This is a genomic window from Photobacterium panuliri, assembly GCF_059920555.1.
Genome location: NZ_CP197193.1, coordinates 1,325,778 through 1,343,937 on the forward strand (window position 1 = coordinate 1,325,778; position 18,160 = coordinate 1,343,937).

At 51.1% G+C, this 18,160-nt stretch carries 13 protein-coding genes and 1 riboswitch; of the genes, 7 read left to right on the plus strand and 6 right to left on the minus strand.

Annotation, left to right across the window (positions count from 1 at the left end; translation table 11 throughout):
• Positions 1–45 precede the first annotated feature (45 nt).
• From ACSF8X_RS22190 to ACSF8X_RS22210, 5 genes are read left to right on the plus strand one after another with little or no spacing between them, the layout of a single operon-like run.
• Positions 46–1,140: an ATP-binding protein gene (locus ACSF8X_RS22190; RefSeq protein WP_500851491.1), complete on the plus strand. Its 1,095-nt coding sequence runs from the start codon at positions 46–48 to the stop codon at positions 1,138–1,140.
• Positions 1,127–3,469: a DUF5682 family protein gene (locus ACSF8X_RS22195; RefSeq protein ID WP_500851492.1), complete on the plus strand. Its 2,343-nt coding sequence runs from the start codon at positions 1,127–1,129 to the stop codon at positions 3,467–3,469. Before ACSF8X_RS22190 ends, ACSF8X_RS22195 begins: the two co-directional genes overlap by 14 nt.
• A complete protein-coding gene (locus ACSF8X_RS22200; RefSeq protein ID WP_500851493.1) occupies positions 3,462–4,568 on the plus strand; it encodes a VWA domain-containing protein in 1,107 nt (368 codons plus the stop codon). The genes ACSF8X_RS22195 and ACSF8X_RS22200 overlap by 8 nt, the downstream gene beginning before the upstream one ends.
• Positions 4,565–6,190 (plus strand): hypothetical protein, encoded by a 1,626-nt coding sequence (locus tag ACSF8X_RS22205; RefSeq protein WP_500851494.1) that lies wholly within the window; start codon positions 4,565–4,567, stop codon positions 6,188–6,190. The genes ACSF8X_RS22200 and ACSF8X_RS22205 overlap by 4 nt, the downstream gene beginning before the upstream one ends.
• On the plus strand, positions 6,177–6,467 hold the full coding sequence (locus ACSF8X_RS22210) for a hypothetical protein (RefSeq protein WP_500851495.1): 291 nt from the start codon (positions 6,177–6,179) through the stop codon (positions 6,465–6,467). The genes ACSF8X_RS22205 and ACSF8X_RS22210 overlap by 14 nt, the downstream gene beginning before the upstream one ends.
• A 155-nt stretch (positions 6,468–6,622) precedes the next feature.
• On the opposite strand, the gene ACSF8X_RS22215 is transcribed toward ACSF8X_RS22210, so the two are convergent.
• The 4 genes from ACSF8X_RS22215 to ACSF8X_RS22230 all read right to left on the minus strand — a co-directional run bounded on the left by ACSF8X_RS22215 (position 6,623) and on the right by ACSF8X_RS22230 (position 12,397).
• A complete protein-coding gene (locus ACSF8X_RS22215) occupies positions 6,623–8,257 on the minus strand; it encodes a phosphoethanolamine transferase (RefSeq protein ID WP_500851496.1) in 1,635 nt (544 codons plus the stop codon).
• Positions 8,258–8,475: 218 nt separating this feature from the next.
• The gene (gene dbpA / locus ACSF8X_RS22220; RefSeq protein ID WP_500851497.1) at positions 8,476–9,864 is read right to left on the minus strand and encodes an ATP-dependent RNA helicase DbpA; all 1,389 of its coding nucleotides are present in this window, start codon (positions 9,862–9,864) and stop codon (positions 8,476–8,478) included.
• Positions 9,865–10,034: 170 nt separating this feature from the next.
• Complete coding sequence (locus ACSF8X_RS22225; RefSeq protein WP_500851498.1) at positions 10,035–11,360, minus strand: DUF3943 domain-containing protein; 1,326 nt, start codon at positions 11,358–11,360, stop codon at positions 10,035–10,037.
• Between the two features lie 188 nt (positions 11,361–11,548).
• Complete coding sequence (locus ACSF8X_RS22230) at positions 11,549–12,397, minus strand: alpha/beta hydrolase (RefSeq protein ID WP_169753861.1); 849 nt, start codon at positions 12,395–12,397, stop codon at positions 11,549–11,551.
• 402 nt (positions 12,398–12,799) lie between these two features.
• On the opposite strand from ACSF8X_RS22230, the gene ACSF8X_RS22235 reads away from it, so the two are divergent.
• Positions 12,800–13,600: a GGDEF domain-containing protein gene (locus tag ACSF8X_RS22235; RefSeq protein WP_047876828.1), complete on the plus strand. Its 801-nt coding sequence runs from the start codon at positions 12,800–12,802 to the stop codon at positions 13,598–13,600.
• A gap of 81 nt (positions 13,601–13,681) precedes the next feature.
• Here the strand turns inward: ACSF8X_RS22235 and ACSF8X_RS22240 are convergent, their stop codons facing one another.
• Positions 13,682–14,854 (minus strand): conjugal transfer protein TraF, encoded by a 1,173-nt coding sequence (locus tag ACSF8X_RS22240; RefSeq protein WP_047876829.1) that lies wholly within the window; start codon positions 14,852–14,854, stop codon positions 13,682–13,684.
• Between the two features lie 377 nt (positions 14,855–15,231).
• A riboswitch (Lysine riboswitch) is annotated at positions 15,232–15,405 on the plus strand.
• An 84-nt stretch (positions 15,406–15,489) separates the two neighbouring features.
• Between ACSF8X_RS22240 and ACSF8X_RS22245 the strand changes: the two genes are divergently transcribed.
• The gene (locus tag ACSF8X_RS22245) at positions 15,490–17,076 is read left to right on the plus strand and encodes a Na+/H+ antiporter NhaC family protein (protein ID WP_047876830.1); all 1,587 of its coding nucleotides are present in this window, start codon (positions 15,490–15,492) and stop codon (positions 17,074–17,076) included.
• A 106-nt stretch (positions 17,077–17,182) separates the two neighbouring features.
• Here ACSF8X_RS22245 and ACSF8X_RS22250 read toward each other — a convergent pair whose 3' ends face one another.
• A complete protein-coding gene (locus ACSF8X_RS22250; RefSeq protein WP_047876831.1) occupies positions 17,183–17,890 on the minus strand; it encodes a hypothetical protein in 708 nt (235 codons plus the stop codon).
• Positions 17,891–18,160 lie beyond the last annotated feature (270 nt).

An 18,160-nucleotide genomic window follows, 5' to 3' on the forward strand; every position in this document is an offset into this window, starting at 1 on the left:
TCACAGCCAAAGCGGCTTCGCTTTGGCTGTCTTTCATTGAGCATTATGATGAACGTACAACGCCTGCCCGCAGAGCAACAATACCAACAGCAACTGAATGCCCTTCGCGAAGCCGATACCTTTGCCAAGCCCGTAGGCTGGCAGCTCAGCCCCAAAATGGTTCGCACTTTCATTCTCGGCAGCGACCAGCCCATTGCTGGGCAAACCATTACCCGCAAAATCTATGGCAACGATGCTGCCGTCGAGCGCGCCATTGTGACCTTGCTAGGGCAACAGGGGCTGCTATTGGTCGGCGAACCCGGCACAGCCAAATCCCTGCTATCCGAATTGTTAACGGCAGCCATTAGCGGCAACAGCACCCTGACGGTACAAGGCAGTGCTGGTTTGTTCGAAGAGAACATCCGCTATAGCTGGAACTATGCCGCCCTACTGAAATCCGGCCCAACCCTTGAGGCCATGGTGCCAGGGCCGCTTTACCAGTCGATGAAAAACGGGGCAATCATGCGCTTCGAAGAATTGACCCGATGCCCAACCGAAGTACAAGACAGCCTGATCCCAGTATTGTCCGACCGTATTTTGCATGTCCCTGAAATTCAGAATGAGCAAAACTACCTGCTGTCACAACCGGGCTTCAATATCATCGCCACCGCCAACCTCAATGACCGCGGCGTCAACCAGATCTCTTCGGCCCTCAAGCGCCGTTTCAATTTCGAAACGCTAAAACCGCTGGCTCAACGCAAAGACCGTATCGAACTGGTACTGGGCCAAGTCAACGACCGCCTCGAACATGACGATATCGGCCTGCGCCTTGATCAAGATACCGCCACCTTGCTGGTCACTGTTTTCGACGAGCTAAAATCTGGCACCGTAGCCGGTATCGCCATCGACTCGCCATCGACCTTGCTCTCCGTCCCCGAAGCAATCAACCTCGCCGTCCATGCCGCCATGCAGTGCCATTACTTCGGAGAAAAAGCCATTACCCCGGCACACCTTGCCACTTACCTGCAAGGCGCAGTCATCAAAGACAACCAGAAAGACGAAGCTTGCCTGCAAGACTACCTACGGGTGATCAAACGCAAACGCAGCGATGACCCGCTATGGCAATCATTCCTCGAAGGCTGCCGCAATGCCGGATGCTAACTGCAATACGGCCATGAACGGCCTAAACAGCAACCCCGACCTGATCTGGGCCCCGGTTCGCCACCACAGTCCGATTTGTAGCTGGCAGCTGCTACGGTTGGTCAAGCGGCACAAGCCGCATGTCATCATGATTGAAACGCCTGCCGATGCGCAGCCGCTGCTTACCTATTTGCAATCCGGCGATACCAAACCGCCAGTGGCCGCCTACATGTATAGCATGAGTGAAGACGGCCAAGCCCGACGCGGGTTTATCCCCTTCGCACCGATGTCACCTGAGTGGAATGCTCTACAAGCAGGAAAACAGCACAACATACCGTGTCATTTCATCGACTTGCCATATACCCATTGGCCTAAAAAACCGGAGGAGGATGACAACGGGGAGTTATCGAACACCGATCCGCTGCTTTACGACAGCGAAGAGGCATTCAGCGAAACTTACATCAAGGCCTTGCTCGCCCAAAGCCGCTGCGAATCATTCGACCAGTGGTGGGATCGCTATTTTGAGCACCAGTACCATACCCCTGCCGAGGCATTTTTCGAGCAGATGCAGCTATTCGGCAGCCAAATGCGCCAACACCAAGTCAACGCCGAACCGCATACCTTGCTGCGAGAACACTATATGGCAAGCCGGATCGCACCATGCCTTGCGGCCGGACAAAAAGTGCTGGTCGTCTGCGGTGCATTCCACTGCCAGGGGATTTGGCACTATCTCCAACAGGCCCAACCGTTGCAACTGCAACCTGAGCCTAACCAGCGTTCGGGGAGCCATCTGGTTCCCTACCCGCTGTCACGACTTAGCCATCGCCACTACGGCGCCAGCCTCAGTCACACTGGCTACTATGCCCATTGGTGGAGAAAACTCAAAGCAGCGCCAATCAAGCAACTGGGGATTCTTACCCGTCAGGTTCATGCCGAACTGGCTACCGAGCTGATGAGCTTTCTTGTCGACAAAGGTCATGCCGTAGCCATGCCGCAATGTGTCGATCTGGTTGTCGCTGCCGAACAGTTGGCCCAGCTCCGCGATATAGCGCCGGGTCGTAGCGAATTCATCGAGGCTGCCCAGTTGACGCTGGTCAAAGAGAGCCAACACGCATTCTCACGCTGGATTGATGAGTTCTTTACCGAATCAAAAGCCGGTACTGTCCCCAAAAACCTGCCGACAGCCCCGATCGTTGCCGATTTTCATGAACGCAGCCGTCAACTGAAGCTGCCTTGTCAGCTTATAGACGGCGAGGTACGCAAAGAGTTAGCGATCTACCGACAAGCCAACCACCTGTGCCAGTCGCATTTTTTGCATCAACTAGCGTTCCTCGATGTTCCTTACGGCGAGCAGCTTGGGGGGCCGAATTTTGCCAACCAATCGGATCTCCACCGAGTCCGGGAGCAATGGCAAATCAGGTTCAGCCCGGAAACTGAAAGCGCGCTGGTCGAGCAGAGCCACCTTGGCAGCACTATCGAAGAGGTGATCCACAATACGCTGCGCCAGCAACTCAACCGCAGTGATATAACAAGCTACCAAAGCGTCACGCTGTTGCTCGCCGCCTTGCAGATGGGCCTGCCGAACTGGTTGTCGCCGCTATTGGCACTGGTCAAACACCAAATGGACAGCGAAACAGATCAGTCGCAGCTCTATCCGTCCTTGTCGCTGCTGTTCCAGTGCCTGTCGGGCAACCGCCTGCTGGCGCATGACCACCAGCATGAGTTCGAATCGGTGATCCAGCACTGTTTCGTACGGCTGTGTGCCCGCCTGCCCCGGCTGGTAGACCCACGCCATGAAAAAGAGCTACTCCCACTGTTTGCTGAGCTACTGAAACTCACCCAGCAGCGGGCTGATCTCTGCCTGCCTAGCTACCTACAAGATGCCTTGGTCGCGATACCGGCAAACCAGTGCACCTTTGCCCTGCAAGGTGCCTGCAGCGCAATAGCCACGGTACTCGCCCAAACAGATCACGATCCTATTTTGCTGAACACTCTGCAAGCCATGATCGAACAGAGCTACCGGGAGCCCGATGCCCTAGGGGATTTTTGCTACGGCATCGCCCTTGTCGCAGGCCATCTGCTGTACCAACAAACCGAATTGAAACAGTGTCTGGACACCTTCCTGTCCTCATGTGACGAAGCACTCTACCTGCAAACACTGCCAGCCATGCGCCGTGCATTCTTGCAACTCGATTACGATGGCTTTACCCAAATGAGCCTGCTTTGCCAGCACGATCCCGACACCATCGCCCACGAAACCCAGCCCGACGCCGATGATATCGAGCTAATGCAGCAGATCCGGCAGGACGCGCTACAAGGGTTACAGTTCTGGGGAATACACTATGACTAATCACGATCTCTCCCGTCGCTGGCGACTTATCCTCGGCGGTCGCTTCCCGCAACAGCTCAATGCCGACGACACATACAAGGATGAATGCCTCGATGCGCTATATGGCCGGGAATTTCAGACCAGAATGCCGTGGAATCACATCGGCGGAAGGCAATCGGGGGCTCCTTGTCCGGTCGATTGGCTCAACAAAGTCCGCAAGGCCTTTCCCAAAGCCACCGCTGATATCCTGCAACGTCACGGGCTAGACCATTACGGCCTGACAGAATTGTTGATGGACAAGGAACTGCTGCGCCAGCAAAAACCGAATATGGCACTGCTGGAGACCCTACTGGCATACAAAGACAAGCTGCCTGAGAGCCTATCGCCAGAAATCGAGCGAATTATCAGTACCGTATGCGATGAACTCGAACAGGTGCTGTCACAACCAGTCCGCAGCATGTTCAGCCGCCAGCGGATCCCGCTGACACAGTCGCGCCCGATGCCCCTTTCCTACACCGACTGGCAACGTACAATCAGCCGGAACCTGAAGCATTACCAGCCAGATAGCGACACCTTTATTCTGGAACGGCCTTTCTTCTATCAAACCCAGAACAACCAGATCCCGTGGGATATCTATCTGGTGATCGACCAGAGCGGCTCCATGCTCAATGCCTTGATCCATGCTTCGGTGATCGCCGCTATCTTCTGCCGCCTGCCGATGCTCAACGTCCGACTCTACCTGTTCGATACCCGGGTCGTTGATTTCACCGAACAGGCCGATTCACCGCTCAATATCCTGCTCAACGTGCAAATGGGCGGAGGTACCGACATCGGCGGCGCGCTGGCCTTTACCCATAGCCAAATCGAACAGCCGCAACGCGCCATTGTTGTTCTGGTCAGCGACTTTGCCGAAGGAGGATCGCCGCACCTGCTCTACCAGACGGTCGAAAAAATGCAGCAAGACGGCATTATCCTCCTCGGCCTGACCGCCTTGGATCAGCACGGCAATGCCCAGTACAACAACTATGTCACCGAGCGACTGCTCGCCAAAGGCATGCCAATAGCATCAATGACACCGGAAAACCTAAGCCAGTGGATTGCCGAGGTGATCAAAAAATGACACTGCTAACCTGGACCCAGCAAATTACCGATGAGTTCCTACTAACCTGGACCAACCGAGGTATGCTGCGCCGCGCCAAAAAACAAGCGACGGAAGCCGATGCATCGCAATGGCACATTGAAGACAATGCAATACGCGGGCAGATCGACAACTTCCAGATTGCCCTCGCAGCCCCGGAACTCTCGTCACTACAATGTAACTGTGGCGCCCTTGAGCCCTGCAGCCATAAGGTTGCCTTCATTCTTGCACTGCAGGCCCTGCCGGCCGCCCAGCCAGATACTGCGCCAGTGGCCTTTGAGCTGTCACCTTGGCTTCTCGAGCAGTATTCGGATCTCGAAGCCATTTTTGGCAAGAGCAAAAGCCAAAAAGCCTTGGCCAGCTGGCACAAAGGCGCAACCATCAAGCTACATGCCTCGGCCGATCACGCGCTGGTCGATTGCCAAGTTGGCAAAAAAAACTATCAGATCTACCTGCCTGCCACCCTTAACTGGGACAATCTGGTTTGTTCCTGTCAGGAAAAGCAGTGCCAGCACCAAGCCCTGGCCATTGTCGGGTTATCTCTGCAAGAATCGAGATTTACCTTGCCTGCCGAGCAGCAGCAAACCCAGCTCAAGAAGGCACAGAAAGAAAAAATTCAGGACGTGGAACAGTGGGTATACCAACTGCTGGGCTACGGGCTCAAGAACGTCCTGCCGATCCAGCTAACGCAGGGAGAAAGTTTCGTGACTGAGTTAGGCCAGCACGATCTCCCCAAAATTGCCAGCTTGCTAGGCAGGCTGTTACATACCCTCAATGGACTGACCCAGCGCCATCTTACGGCTACAGCGGATATTGCCCTTGAACAGATCGGCTTGTTGCTGCGTTATCTGCAAGCGATACAGGCAGCCCCGAGCCACCTGCCCCTCCATCTATTGGCGGGCAGACACAAGCGGCAGTATACCGCTGCTGACCTGCAAGAAGTGATGGCCGTCAGCGCCGAGTACTGGCATACCGAAGACGGAGCCAGAGGGTACCGCTTTTACCTTTATGAGCGGCGCACGACACGCTGGTACTCCATCAGCGAAGGGCGGAAGGCACATATGGATATAGGGTGGAACAACCATGCAGCCCTCAATAGCCAACGGCTGATAACGGCAGACAACAATACGATGGCCCTGTCGGATCTGGCTCTGCACAGCGTGGATTTGAGCGGCCAGATCAGCGAAGACCACTCGTTGAAGATAGACCGACTGCTTTCGCAGCCGCAAGCGATCAGCTGGGAGTGCATCACAAACGATCCGGCCTTGTCTGTCCAAGCGCAATGGCAACGACTGAGCGAGTCCTGCAAGCAGCCTTTTTTTGACCCGCTTACCGATGCCCTCGGCTGGATCATCACCGACAGCGACATGGATATTGTTTGGCATCAGTACCAAGCCAATGGCAGTTGCACAGTCCAGACATCCTGCGGCAACAGCCTCTGCGTGAGCCTTAGTTCACACAGCCAAAAAGCGGTGGGATACAAAGGGGAGAAACTATTATTTGGTCGCTGGAACTTGGGCCTCACATCAATTGGCTTTCAGGTGCTGGAAATCTTCACTCCTCGTGACTTCAATGACAAGGCGGTAAAACATGCCAAGCCCTAACCTAAACGCGTTTTTCAGCCAATGGCAGCATATAGCCAAAATAGTCTGCCAGCAGGGGATCGACAATCTCACGCCGTCAATCCGCTTGCAGATTCAACGCTGGCAGCAAGATGCCGAGTTACTGGGACTGGCAGAAATCCTTCCCCTCAGCCAGCAATTAACCACCGATGCCGATCACAGCCCCCATTCGGCCCGGGCTTTCGCTCAACTGTTGGTACTGATGCAGGCCCTCGAACGATCGGCCATCAGCTGGAAGCTATCTCAACCTATCGAGTAGCCCCAACCCAGCCCAAAACAATTCAGTCCCAATCCAACCAAACCACTACGCAAAACCACTACGCAAAAAGGAGCGCTAAGAGCGCTCCTTTTGATTGATACATTGTCTAAACCACATATAGCCAGCGACAGATAGAACCCAGCGGCTATACCAAGCTATGAGCGGCACCGCGAAAAGATGTCCTGATCTTGTCTGTATTCGCTCGTCTGCACGTCCATAAGCCCTAACAGTGAATCAAACACATTGTCATGAGAAAACGACTGATCTTTCCCTAATTTTCGAAGACATTGCTCATCAAGGTTTTTCTGCTGGTAGAAATCCTCCGAAAACCACATCAACAAAGGTATGTGTGTCTGCTCTTTGGGAGCGATAGCATAAGGCATCCCGTGGAGGTACACGCCGTCTTCGCCTAAAGACTCACCATGATCCGAAATATAGATCAAGCCAACGTTATATTTATCTGTCAGCCCTTTTAAATCCTTGATGACTTCAGAGATAAAATAATCCGCAAACAAAATCGTATTATCATACGTGTTGATTAATTCTTCATTGGTACAATTTTCAATATCGGCTCGCTGACAGTCCGGTAAGAACTTTCGGTGTTCCTTAGGATAGCGTTCATAATATGTCGGCCCATGACTACCTGAAATATGATAGAAAATAATATTATTTTTATCTAAATCCTTAGTATCTTCAGCAAAGTTTTCAAGTAATGCGGTATCATAACAATTATCCGAATTACATAATGGATCTGTATCATCCGGCATTAAGGTCATTTTCTTAATATGATGAGCAACGCCTTTATCCCCGCCATCATGCTCTCGCCATACCGAACGAATCCCCGCCCGAGACATAATATCGACGACATTATCTTGGTTGTATGCTTTTTCCTTACTGTAGTTACTGCGGTTCATATTGGAAAACATACAAGGAACTGAGACTGCCGTGGCGGTACCACAGGATGTTACATGGCTAAAGAATATGGGGTCATGCACCGATGTATGCGCATTGGTCGGCTTGCCATAACCATAATATTGGTAGTTAAAGACGCGGGCCGTCTCGCCCAAGACAAAAACCAACAACGTCGGTTTCTCTGCCTGCCTAGCCGCCTCGGACTGTTTGGCATCAGTGCCAATTTGCTGATAAACCACGGGCTCTTTAATATAGGTGTCATTGATATAATTTGCCGTTGACCACACGTACTCGGTCGGAATAATCAGTTTCTTGAGCTGATGATTATTGCGCCCGACCGATGCATAATCTTTATAGTAAAACGCAGCAATGACCCCGATAATGACCAGCGAGATCCCCATCCCGACCACTTTCCACAGAAGGAAATTCTTAACGCCAGGGTATTCAAGTTTTGCCATCGCCAACAATATTGCAGGAACTAGCCCCATCAATACAAACCAGACGATAGAATAGAGACTCAAATAGCTAGTTGCCTCTCCCATATTCGTCTCGAATACATTTTCAACCATCCCATAATCAACATATACCCCATAACTAAACATGGCATAACTGACTAATGCAGACGTCAGCAACAGGAAAATAAAAAATGGCTTGGCAATATACGGCCAGTTAAAAATTTGAAAGATAAAATTAAATGTAGCAAAGAAAAACAAAGGAATCGATAAAACAAATCCAATTTTTACACTTTCCAAGCCATGAAAAATAGTAAAAAACTCACGCACTATAGGCACATTAACAACAATGACATAATACAGTGCCATTAATACAGGAAGCCTATTAAGCGAAACCCTTGTATTCACTTTTAGATTTTGGAACATAGTTTAATCTTTGAATTTATCAAGTAAGCCTAAGACATAGCTATTTACTCATAGTTCAAAATAATTATAGATAATTTTATCACTTCAACAAATTATGAAAACCATCAAATAACAAACAAGTTGTATATTGATGTTTATTCTGTGCCTATATATTTAGGCATGAAATAAAAAAGCCCGCGACATTGCGCGGGCTTTTCACGAAAAATCAGGATGAATGATTAACCGCGGATAACACGAACTCGGAATGAGCGACCTTTCATCTTTCCGTTTTCGATTTTCTTCAGGGCAAATTTTGCAACATCGCTATTCACGGCGACGTAGGCTGCCATATCAAACACATTGATCTTGCCAACCTGATCCCCTCGGATACCGTTCTCGCCTGTCAGAGCACCAAGAATATCACCCGGACGCAATTTCTGCTTCTTGCCACCTGAAATCTGCAATGTTGTCATGTGCGGGTACATCGGCGGCTGATCCAGCAAGTGCATCGGAGGCAGAGCCTCGCCCTCAATAGTCTTGTCGAGGTAATCCTCCAGCAGAGCGACCTTGTAATGCTCTTTATCGCTAAAGAACGAGCAAGCCACACCTTTGCTGCCGGCACGGCCTGTACGGCCGATACGGTGAATATGCACTTCGGTGTCGCGCGCTAGGTGGTAGTTAATTACGCAATCAAGCGCATCGACATCCAAGCCACGGGCCGCAACATCTGTTGCCACCAGCACCGAGGTACTCTTGTTGGCAAAACGCACCAATGTCTGATCACGCTCGCGCTGCTCCAAATCGCCATGCAATGCCACAGCACTGAAACCGTAACGCTCAAGCTCGTCGGCGACATCTTGGGTTTCAATCTTGGTATTACAAAATACCACTGTCGACTCAGGGCGATGTTTGGCCAGCAACAGGCGCAGCGCCGTCATTCGATCTTCGTTGCTATCAACATGATAGAAATGCTGATCGATGCTGCTGTCATCATGGGTTGATTCAACCTTCACCATCACTGGCTGGAACATAATACGGCTGGCAACCGATTCAATCTGCTTTGGATAAGTAGCACTGAACAGCAGGGTCTGGCGCTTGGCAGGAGCCGCATCAACAATCGCATCTAGCGAGTCTTGGAAGCCCATCTCAAGCATACGGTCTGCTTCATCAAGCACCAGTAAATTAAGATCATCAAGCGACAAGAAACCTTTGCGTACGTGCTCTTCAATACGGCCCGGCGTACCGACAATAATATGCGCGCCATGCTCCAGCGAGCCAATCTGCGGGCCAAACGGCATACCACCGCAAAGCGTCAGCACTTTGATGTTGTGAATAGAACGCGCCAGCTTGCGAATTTCCTTGGCAACCTGATCCGCCAATTCACGAGTCGGACACAGTACCAGAGACTGAACCCGGAAACGCTTCACATTCAGGTGCTCAAGCAGACCCAAACCGAATGCCGCCGTTTTGCCTGAACCGGTCTTGCCCTGTGCAATCACATCCTTGCCTTCCAGAATCGGCGGCAGGCTCTGTGACTGAATCGGTGTCATTGATTCGTAGCCAAGGGTAGTCAGGTTGGCAACAAGCTCCGGTTTTAGGTTCAAAGTTGAAAACGCGTTTTTGCTCACAGAAGGTATCCTGTCATGCCTTCACAGGCAGCAGCGCTACCTCAAGGCCAAATAAAATAGGGCATTAGCAGCAGGGTCATCATCATTTGCCTGCCACCACAAGGGCTGCGACACTAACAGTCTTCATCACAAAAAGCAAAGCCCCTCACAGGGTAACATCAGAATTCAGGCTACCAGCCGCGCTCACCGCCGCCAAAACGATAAATCAACTGGCCGACAAAGCTATCATCGTGGCTCCCCAACTTACCGCTATAGTAATGTACCCAGTCAGCTTGCAGTGCCCAGTTAGGGGAAAGCTGGTAATGCAGACCTAAGCCAGCATTAACCTGAAAGGAAGTGGTATCCCGATCCTGATCAAGCAGGCTCTCCCCAATCCCCCCTGTCACATAGGGGCGCAGGGGTTGGTCGGCCCCAAAATAATACTGCAGATCGAAACTGTAGTTCTCATAGGTCATGGCCTCGCCAGTCTGGAGGCTTCGGGTATCCGCGCGGGTATAACTCAACCGGGATGAAAAATTAGCGGTGTAATACAAGCCAAGACTGGCTGTCGGCGCCCAAGCGCTCTCTACCCCCCACTTGGTATCCAAATCCAAGTAGCGCCCCCCGACACTGATCCCGACAATGCCAAAATCAACCGGATCAACCACTGACATTGGCGATGTATGGGTATAGCGTCGCTGCAATGCCTGCCGGGCCTCACCATCACCGAATTGGTAACTAAGCCGTAGTGTCAACTGGGTATCGCTGCCCCCACCTGCGACAGGCACTTCCTGAAAACCTAGATACCCAGTACCTGCTTTGATCAGATCACGCCCAAGCCAACGGTTGATCCCACGGCCTATCGTGTCGACAGGATCCAGTAGGAACAAGGTGGTATTGCCTACCCACTCCGATCCCCAGACCTTGCCCCCACCCAGAATGATCTCCCGCTCTTTGTTAAACGCCCACTCGCCATATACCCAGCCCAGCACAGGTGTCACCACCAAATCCTGTACCGCCGGGATCTCGGCAAATGCCTCGACGCCATACTCCCAATAAAACGTCGACATCATGAACGAGTAAACAAAGGCATCCCATTGGCGATAACCTGACTTGCGTGCAATCTGGTAGTACACCCCGCCGAAATAGGGATGACCAATATAGTTGATATACCAGACATCCCGATCCCAGACGGGGCCGTGGCGGACGTTGTCCCACCACTTTTCCAGCAATCTGTCATCGCTCTTATCCCAGTTGGTTAAATCACTCGGCAACAAGGCAATGAATCCGGCAACCCCGACCCCATACCAGAAAATTGACTTTGTCTGCGACCACAGCCGTTCTTCATCCTCGCCGTTTTCGGCCGAAAACAGAGAAACCCGGTACGGTGAGTGATAAACGGCCGCATCATGGGCTTCCTGCTCCCACACACTATTGCTTCCCGAAGGCACGGCATACACCGAGGTTAATGGCACGACATCCGTTGCTGGCTCGTGAGCCGAGACACCCCCACTCATCAGCCATCCCAATACCGATAACAGTAAAAAAGGCAGACGTGCTCTCCTGCTCAGCGAATGCTGATAGAAACAATAAAGAAACCGCTCGGCCCGAACCATGTCAAATCCTTGCTTGTACTCATAAAAAAGGAGTATAGACAGAGGATTATGCTCACGTTGCCTCAAGGTGCAGGATTGTGAACAACTCATCACGATTTAGACAATGCAACTAGCCAGTCCCGTATATATTCACATACTGGTACGACGTTGTCCTCAACCGGTATGGCATGCCCCATCGGGTCGAAAAATTTAGGTTCAACGCCATAAAAAGCCGCCGTTGCCCGAACTTCCGACTCAGGCACCAACTTATCCTGCATCGCCCCAATCACGGCTGTTGCCAACGGCGAAGGCTCCGTGACTGCCGACGAATCTATAAACAGACGCAAATCCTCACCGACGACATCGGATAACAAGGCATCCAACTGGGCAGGTTCCGGAGTGCCAGCAAATAAGGCCGATGCCAGCACCGATTGATACAGCGGGTTAAGCAAAGCCAACTTAGGCATTGCCATCACCTGACCCAACACCATCGACAGCTGGGGATTGCCCAACCACAGTGTCTGCGTCAAATGATGAAACCCTTTCGGCGGCACCGACGCCAGCAAGAGCATCCCCTTGAGCGTATCGCTGCCGATCTCTGGCTGACCACTGGCATGCTGCACAACCAGCCCGCCCAAAGAATAGCCAGCAACCACCACGGGTTGATTTTCTTGCTGGTAAACATATTGGATAAAGCCCGCGACATCTTCCACATGGTCGCGAAACGGCACGTTGGAATAACCACAATGGCTCTGCCCGTGCCCCCTCATGCTCAGTGAGTAGACGGTAAATCCCCAACTCGACAGCAAGGGCATCATATGATGGGTAAACAGCTTCCCGCTACTGAGGATCCCATGAATGAAAATTATCGGGGGATACTTGCCCGCATCACTGCCCTCTGCTGGAGAGAAGTAGTATTCCAACTCACCGTCCTTGCCTGACCACATTCCCTTATCCATCGCGCCTCCTCCGACATTGATTACCCAATACGATAATTGATGATAAAAAGGAATTATTCCTAACGGGATTTCATATTTTTGAAAGCGGCTATAAATCAAAGAGAAACAACAAAGAAGCAACATCACAAAATGGTGGTTCTGTCTCGCCTTTATCCCTGATCTGAAGCCAGTCGCAAGCAGGGGCCAAACAAAGATACCCTCAAGGCATAGCTTATTTGGAGTCATACCAAGTGCCAATTTACAGGCATATGGCGATTAGTAAGCACTCACAACAAGACGAAATATCAACCAGAGAACATCGACAATTATTATTAACTTGATGCATATCAAGATTGTGAATTCAAGCACAATTATGATCCCATCTATCCAAGCCAGCCATAAACAGAGAAAGAATCGACAACCATGAACAAGGCTATAGCCACCCTATGGGCAGCCGGGAGCGTGTTACTTTTGCTGATCCTCATACTGAATGGACAGTGGTTTGTATCAAAACTGGAATTTGCCCTCGTATACCTCTGCGTCTTACTCGTACTCACTGTCATGATAGTGACGACTCCCACTTTTCAGCGGCAGAAAATCACCTTGATTGGTATGGGGTTAATCTTAATTGAAAAAATATACCGGGCTGCCAGTGAACTCTTCTTCACCGAAGAATGGCTGAACTCACTGCCTTCCTCCATACCGGTTATCTTAGAAGATGGGCTGGTTTTGATCGGCATTGCCTGCATGGCTCTGGGGACGATCAAAACCATTAATACCTATGAAAACAATCAAAACACCGATGATCTGACCTCGGTGTTTAACCGGAAGATGCTGGCCAAAATCCCACTCTATCAGTTCGATCTCATCTTTTTCGATTTGGATGACTTCAAACAGCTGAACGACCAGCATGGGCACAAGTTCGGTGACAGTGCCCTGATCCTGTTCAGCCAAAGCCTCAAGCAGCAACTTCAGCCCGATGAACTGTTGATCCGCTATGGTGGCGATGAGTTCATCGCTATTCTCAACCCACAACGTGCCAGTGAGTTCCTCGGTACCATAGCCGACACCCTAACGGCCCTTGATATCTCCTACAGCTATGGCGTATCAAGCGACATGTCGCGCAACCATCTCAAACAGGCGATTCATCAGGCCGATCAGAAACTCTATCAGATGAAAACTCGCAAACATCACACAGCAAGTACTTCAGCCATTAACCTCTAGAATAATGGCAATAGCCAATAAAAAAGGGCACCTAACGTGCCCTTCGCCCTATCCCGTACCTCAATCTACCAGTACATCAAGCTAGAAATGGAAAACCAACTGGGCAGAAACCCCATAGGTATCTTCTTTGCCGTAAAGGGCCGCAATATCCACCCCAAATTTACCGAATGGTTTTAGCCCGATCCCCGCAGTAACCATATCATCGGCACTGTCCGTCAAACTATGGGCATAGCCAAGACGTAACTGGGCTCGGCGCCACGCATCAAGCTCCACCCCAAGACGGGCAAACTGCGTCCGGTAATCCAATTCGGCAAACGGCTGGCTGCGATTGAGATCAATATCTGCCGCCAATGTAAAACGTGGGTGATTATAGGCAATGGCCGCTACATATACCGGCTCGATTTGATAAGTCATCACAGTACGACTGGAACCGGCAGGATTAGCATCCAGAGAATGGCTGAGCAGGTTTCGGCCAGATACCCCAACGACCGTATGGCGGCTCAGCGCGTACGCCGCGCCAATGTCCAGGTTGAACGCGCCTTTGTCGGTATAGTTGTCGGTCAGGTCAATCTCTTCATCATCAAATTTATCCAGCGTCTGCTGATAGCTATAGGCCAGCAGCCGCTGATATTTGGGCGAGATCCCCAAGCTCAAATCCCGATCGAGAAAAATAAACTCTTTGGCCAACGTAACGCCGATATCGACGCTGCCCCCGGCAACGCCAAGCCCAGAGGAATACAACGGTTGCTGGCCCGGGTCTGCGACCGCCAGATCCCGCTCGTCCACCTCTGTCAGCACAACAGCGGCCACCTCGGCCTTCACAAAGAAATTCATACTAAGGTGACGATTGGGAACAGCAATCACCATGCCGGCGTTGCCATCAGCATCCATTCGTCCATCATCCAACTGGGTTAGCCTCTCTCGCCATTGCTGCTGCAATGAGATGTTATCGGGATCGGCCTGCAACTGACGATGAATCTGCTGGAAACTATCAATATGATCGTAAAGCTCGTCATCACTGAAAAAACGTGCCCCGGCGACAGGAAGCACCAAACCGAACCGATCGTACGTTTTATTTTGCGTGGCCAATGCTGGATTATGAAAACTGGCTGACAGGTAATTGGCCGATGCGGCGCCAACGCCTCCCATTCCGACACTGCGCGTGTCTGCCATATTGACAGAAGCAGATACACCCGCAGGCAACGCCAACATTGCCGCAGCAACCAGCCAGAATGGCCTTTGTTGTATTAACATGTTCATCCCTGAGCTATATTTATCATGCACAATGTACAATTATCCTCTAACGACCACAATACACACTAAAGCAAGGCGGGTCTGAGTCTAACGGCTAGCCGTAAATCTGTGAACATTGTCATTTTCTATCAAGTTCCCAAAGGTTCGAGTGATAAACATACCCCAATCGGCAATCCGCCTATCCTTGCGTCCCTCTGCTTTTTATTCAGGCAAATCAAGCCCTATATTGATGACTTCGATAAATATTTTTTATTGAACAATAAAAAATTCTCATAAAAAGCCTGAAAAAAGGCGAAGATTTGCTGACATAATTATTCATACGTATATAATGTCATTCTTACTATGTTAAATCGGCACGATATATCATAGTAAAACCCTAAATCAGTAGAGGCGCGCTGCCTAAGAGTAACCGAGCGGAGGGTGATACCGACGAGGCCGGAGAAAGGAGTCAGCGCCGAAGTGGCAGTTGTTATCAAACACTGCTGCTGGGTCTGTGTCGAATAGGTACAGAACTGCCATAGTGTTTTTTCCTATGGAGCGCTACCTGAGGGGGTAACAAGTCATAACCAGTTTCGTCTTAGTTACACTTCCTTTCGGTAGATCTCCACCTTAAAATTTATAGGTGTGATGAGATCATGAACCTTGTTGATTATGCGGACTCTGCTTGGTCCGTCTTGCCCGCGATTCTCGCGGTTATTCTGGCCGTCACGACGCGCCGTGTCCTCCTCTCGTTAGGTGCTGGTATCTTTGCCGGTGCTCTGATGCTAAACCACTACTCCCCACTGGCTGCACTGCAATACCTTGTTAATAAAGTCCTTGCTATTGTTTGGGTCGACGGCGCACTCAACAGTGATAACGTCAACATGATCATCTTCATGTTGCTGCTAGGGGCACTAATCAGCCTGATGAGCGTTTCCGGTGCAACCCAAGCGTTTGCAGATTGGGCAGCGGTACGTTGTAAGGACCGCCGCAGCGCCAAATCCCTGACCGGCCTGATGGTATTCATCTTCTTCATCGACGACTTCTTCCACAGTCTGTCTGTGGGCGCCATCTGCCGACCAGTCACCGACCGCTTCAATATTTCCCGCGCCAAGCTAGCCTACCTGCTTGACTCCACTGCCGCGCCTGTCTGCGTACTGATGCCAATCTCTTCCTGGGGCGCATACATCATCGCCCTTGTTGGCGGGATCATGGCAGCCCATCACGTGACAGACCAGAGCCCAATTGGTGCCTTTGTCACCATGATGCCAATGAACCTGTATGCCGTATTCACCCTGCTTATGGTTCTGTGTGTTATCGCATTCCAGCTGGATATCGGCCCTATGCGCAAGCATGAATCATGGGCACTGGAAGGCAAGCTATGGGATGAGTCAAAAGGCAAGCCAACAGGTCTTGACGTTGAGGTTCCAGAAGACGCCAAAGGCGGCATGATTGACATGGTATTGCCAATCCTGACCCTGACCAGCGCAACGGTATTTTTCATGATCCAGTCTGGTGCAGAAGTCTTGGCTGCGGAAGGCCGTCCGTTCGGCATCATCGGCGCATTCGAAAACACCAATGTCGGCTCTTCGCTGGTTTACGGTGCTATCTGCAGCCTGGTTGTTTCCATCGCATTGGCCCTTCGCCTGAAGCTAAGCCACAAAACATGGCTAAGCGCAGCACCACAAGGTGTATCAGCCATGCTTCCGGCTATCATTATCCTGTTCTTCGCATGGACTATCGGTGCCGTTGTCCGTGACATGCAAACCGGTATTTACCTGGCTTCGCTGTCAAACGGCAACCTGCCTATCGAGCTACTGCCAGCCGTGGTATTTGTTCTGTCTTGCGCTATGGCATTCGCTACCGGTACAAGCTGGGGTACATTCGGCATCATGCTTCCGCTAGCGGGCGACATTGCAGCAGCCAGCGACATCACCATGCTGTTACCTATGCTGTCTGCAGTACTGGCCGGTGCCGTATTCGGTGACCACAGCTCTCCAATTTCAAGCACCAGTATCCTTTCTGCAACCGGTGCAGGCTGTCACCATATGGACCACGTAATGACCCAGCTGCCATACGCAACATCCGTCGCTTTCGGTGCGCTACTTGGCTATCTGGCTATCGGCTACACCCATTCGGCATGGGCAGGTTTCGCGGTTAGCGGCCTGTGGTTCCTAGGCTTCTGCATCTATGCAGTACGCACAAACCAACCGGTACTGGAAACGGAACCAGCCACAAACTAACCCTTCGGTTATACAAAAAAGAGCAAGGCAAACGCCTTGCTCTTTTTTTATCCCTGCGTACCAACATGACGCTGACCATTAAATATCGACACCTAGCGATATTTGATTACTGGCTATGTTTGATTTCCAATTTCGAAAAATATCCTTCGCTACCCGGTTCGACAAACAGCCCGATGGGCCCCTTTAGCTCCGAGCCGTGGAACAGGCGCTCCACCACCAGCACCTTGCTGCCATCAATATAGAAAATCCCCTGGTTCTTGTTAATCTCGGCTTTCAAGCGAAACCACTGCCCGGTTCGAACATTCGCAGGAGCATCGTACTGACCGGATGCCGCCTCATTCAATGCATCGGCGCTATGGTCAGGATGCGAAAAATACTGGATGGCGTAATGCTGCCTAACGCCGTACTCGGTTTCTTCCGTATGGGAGGGTTTGAAGTAGACCCCCTCATATTTGGACAAGTCTTCACTGACCCTAAAAACAATCCCCACCCCACCGGTGGCACTGTCTTGATCCACCGGCTCGCCAGCTAGCGAGATCTCAATCGTCCCGTCACGGAACTGCTCTTGCTCGAGCAGCAGAAATGTACAGTTTTCGCATTTGGGTTTCTCGCCCGGCAAAACCGATACATGGATCCCCTTCTGACCATGGTATTCCACGACTTCCGCCTTCACGCCTTGTGCCCGGGTCTTGTCCAGCGAATCCAACGAGGAGGCCTCAAAATGTACAGCCGACGCCTCCCCCATCATCACCAATCCCGCCAGATACATGCCAGTCACGCTTGCCTGCTTTATCCAATCAATTCGACCTATCATGAGCTGCTACCGTTTCAAATCTTTCCTTCAAGTTAGTCCACTCGCAGCACCCAGCAGGCTCAAAAATAAGACAACATTCTCCACTATGTGAATAAAGTCATTGAAAGATGCCGTATCTGAGACCGGCAACAAAGACAAACAACCGGACAACACCAAAAAACAAGGCATTTACGCTGTGTTATGTTGGAACCCAACAAGGCTCTATTCCCGTATCGTTCTGGCCACATAAGACACAAGCTAAACATAACCAACTGTTATTATTGAGATTAA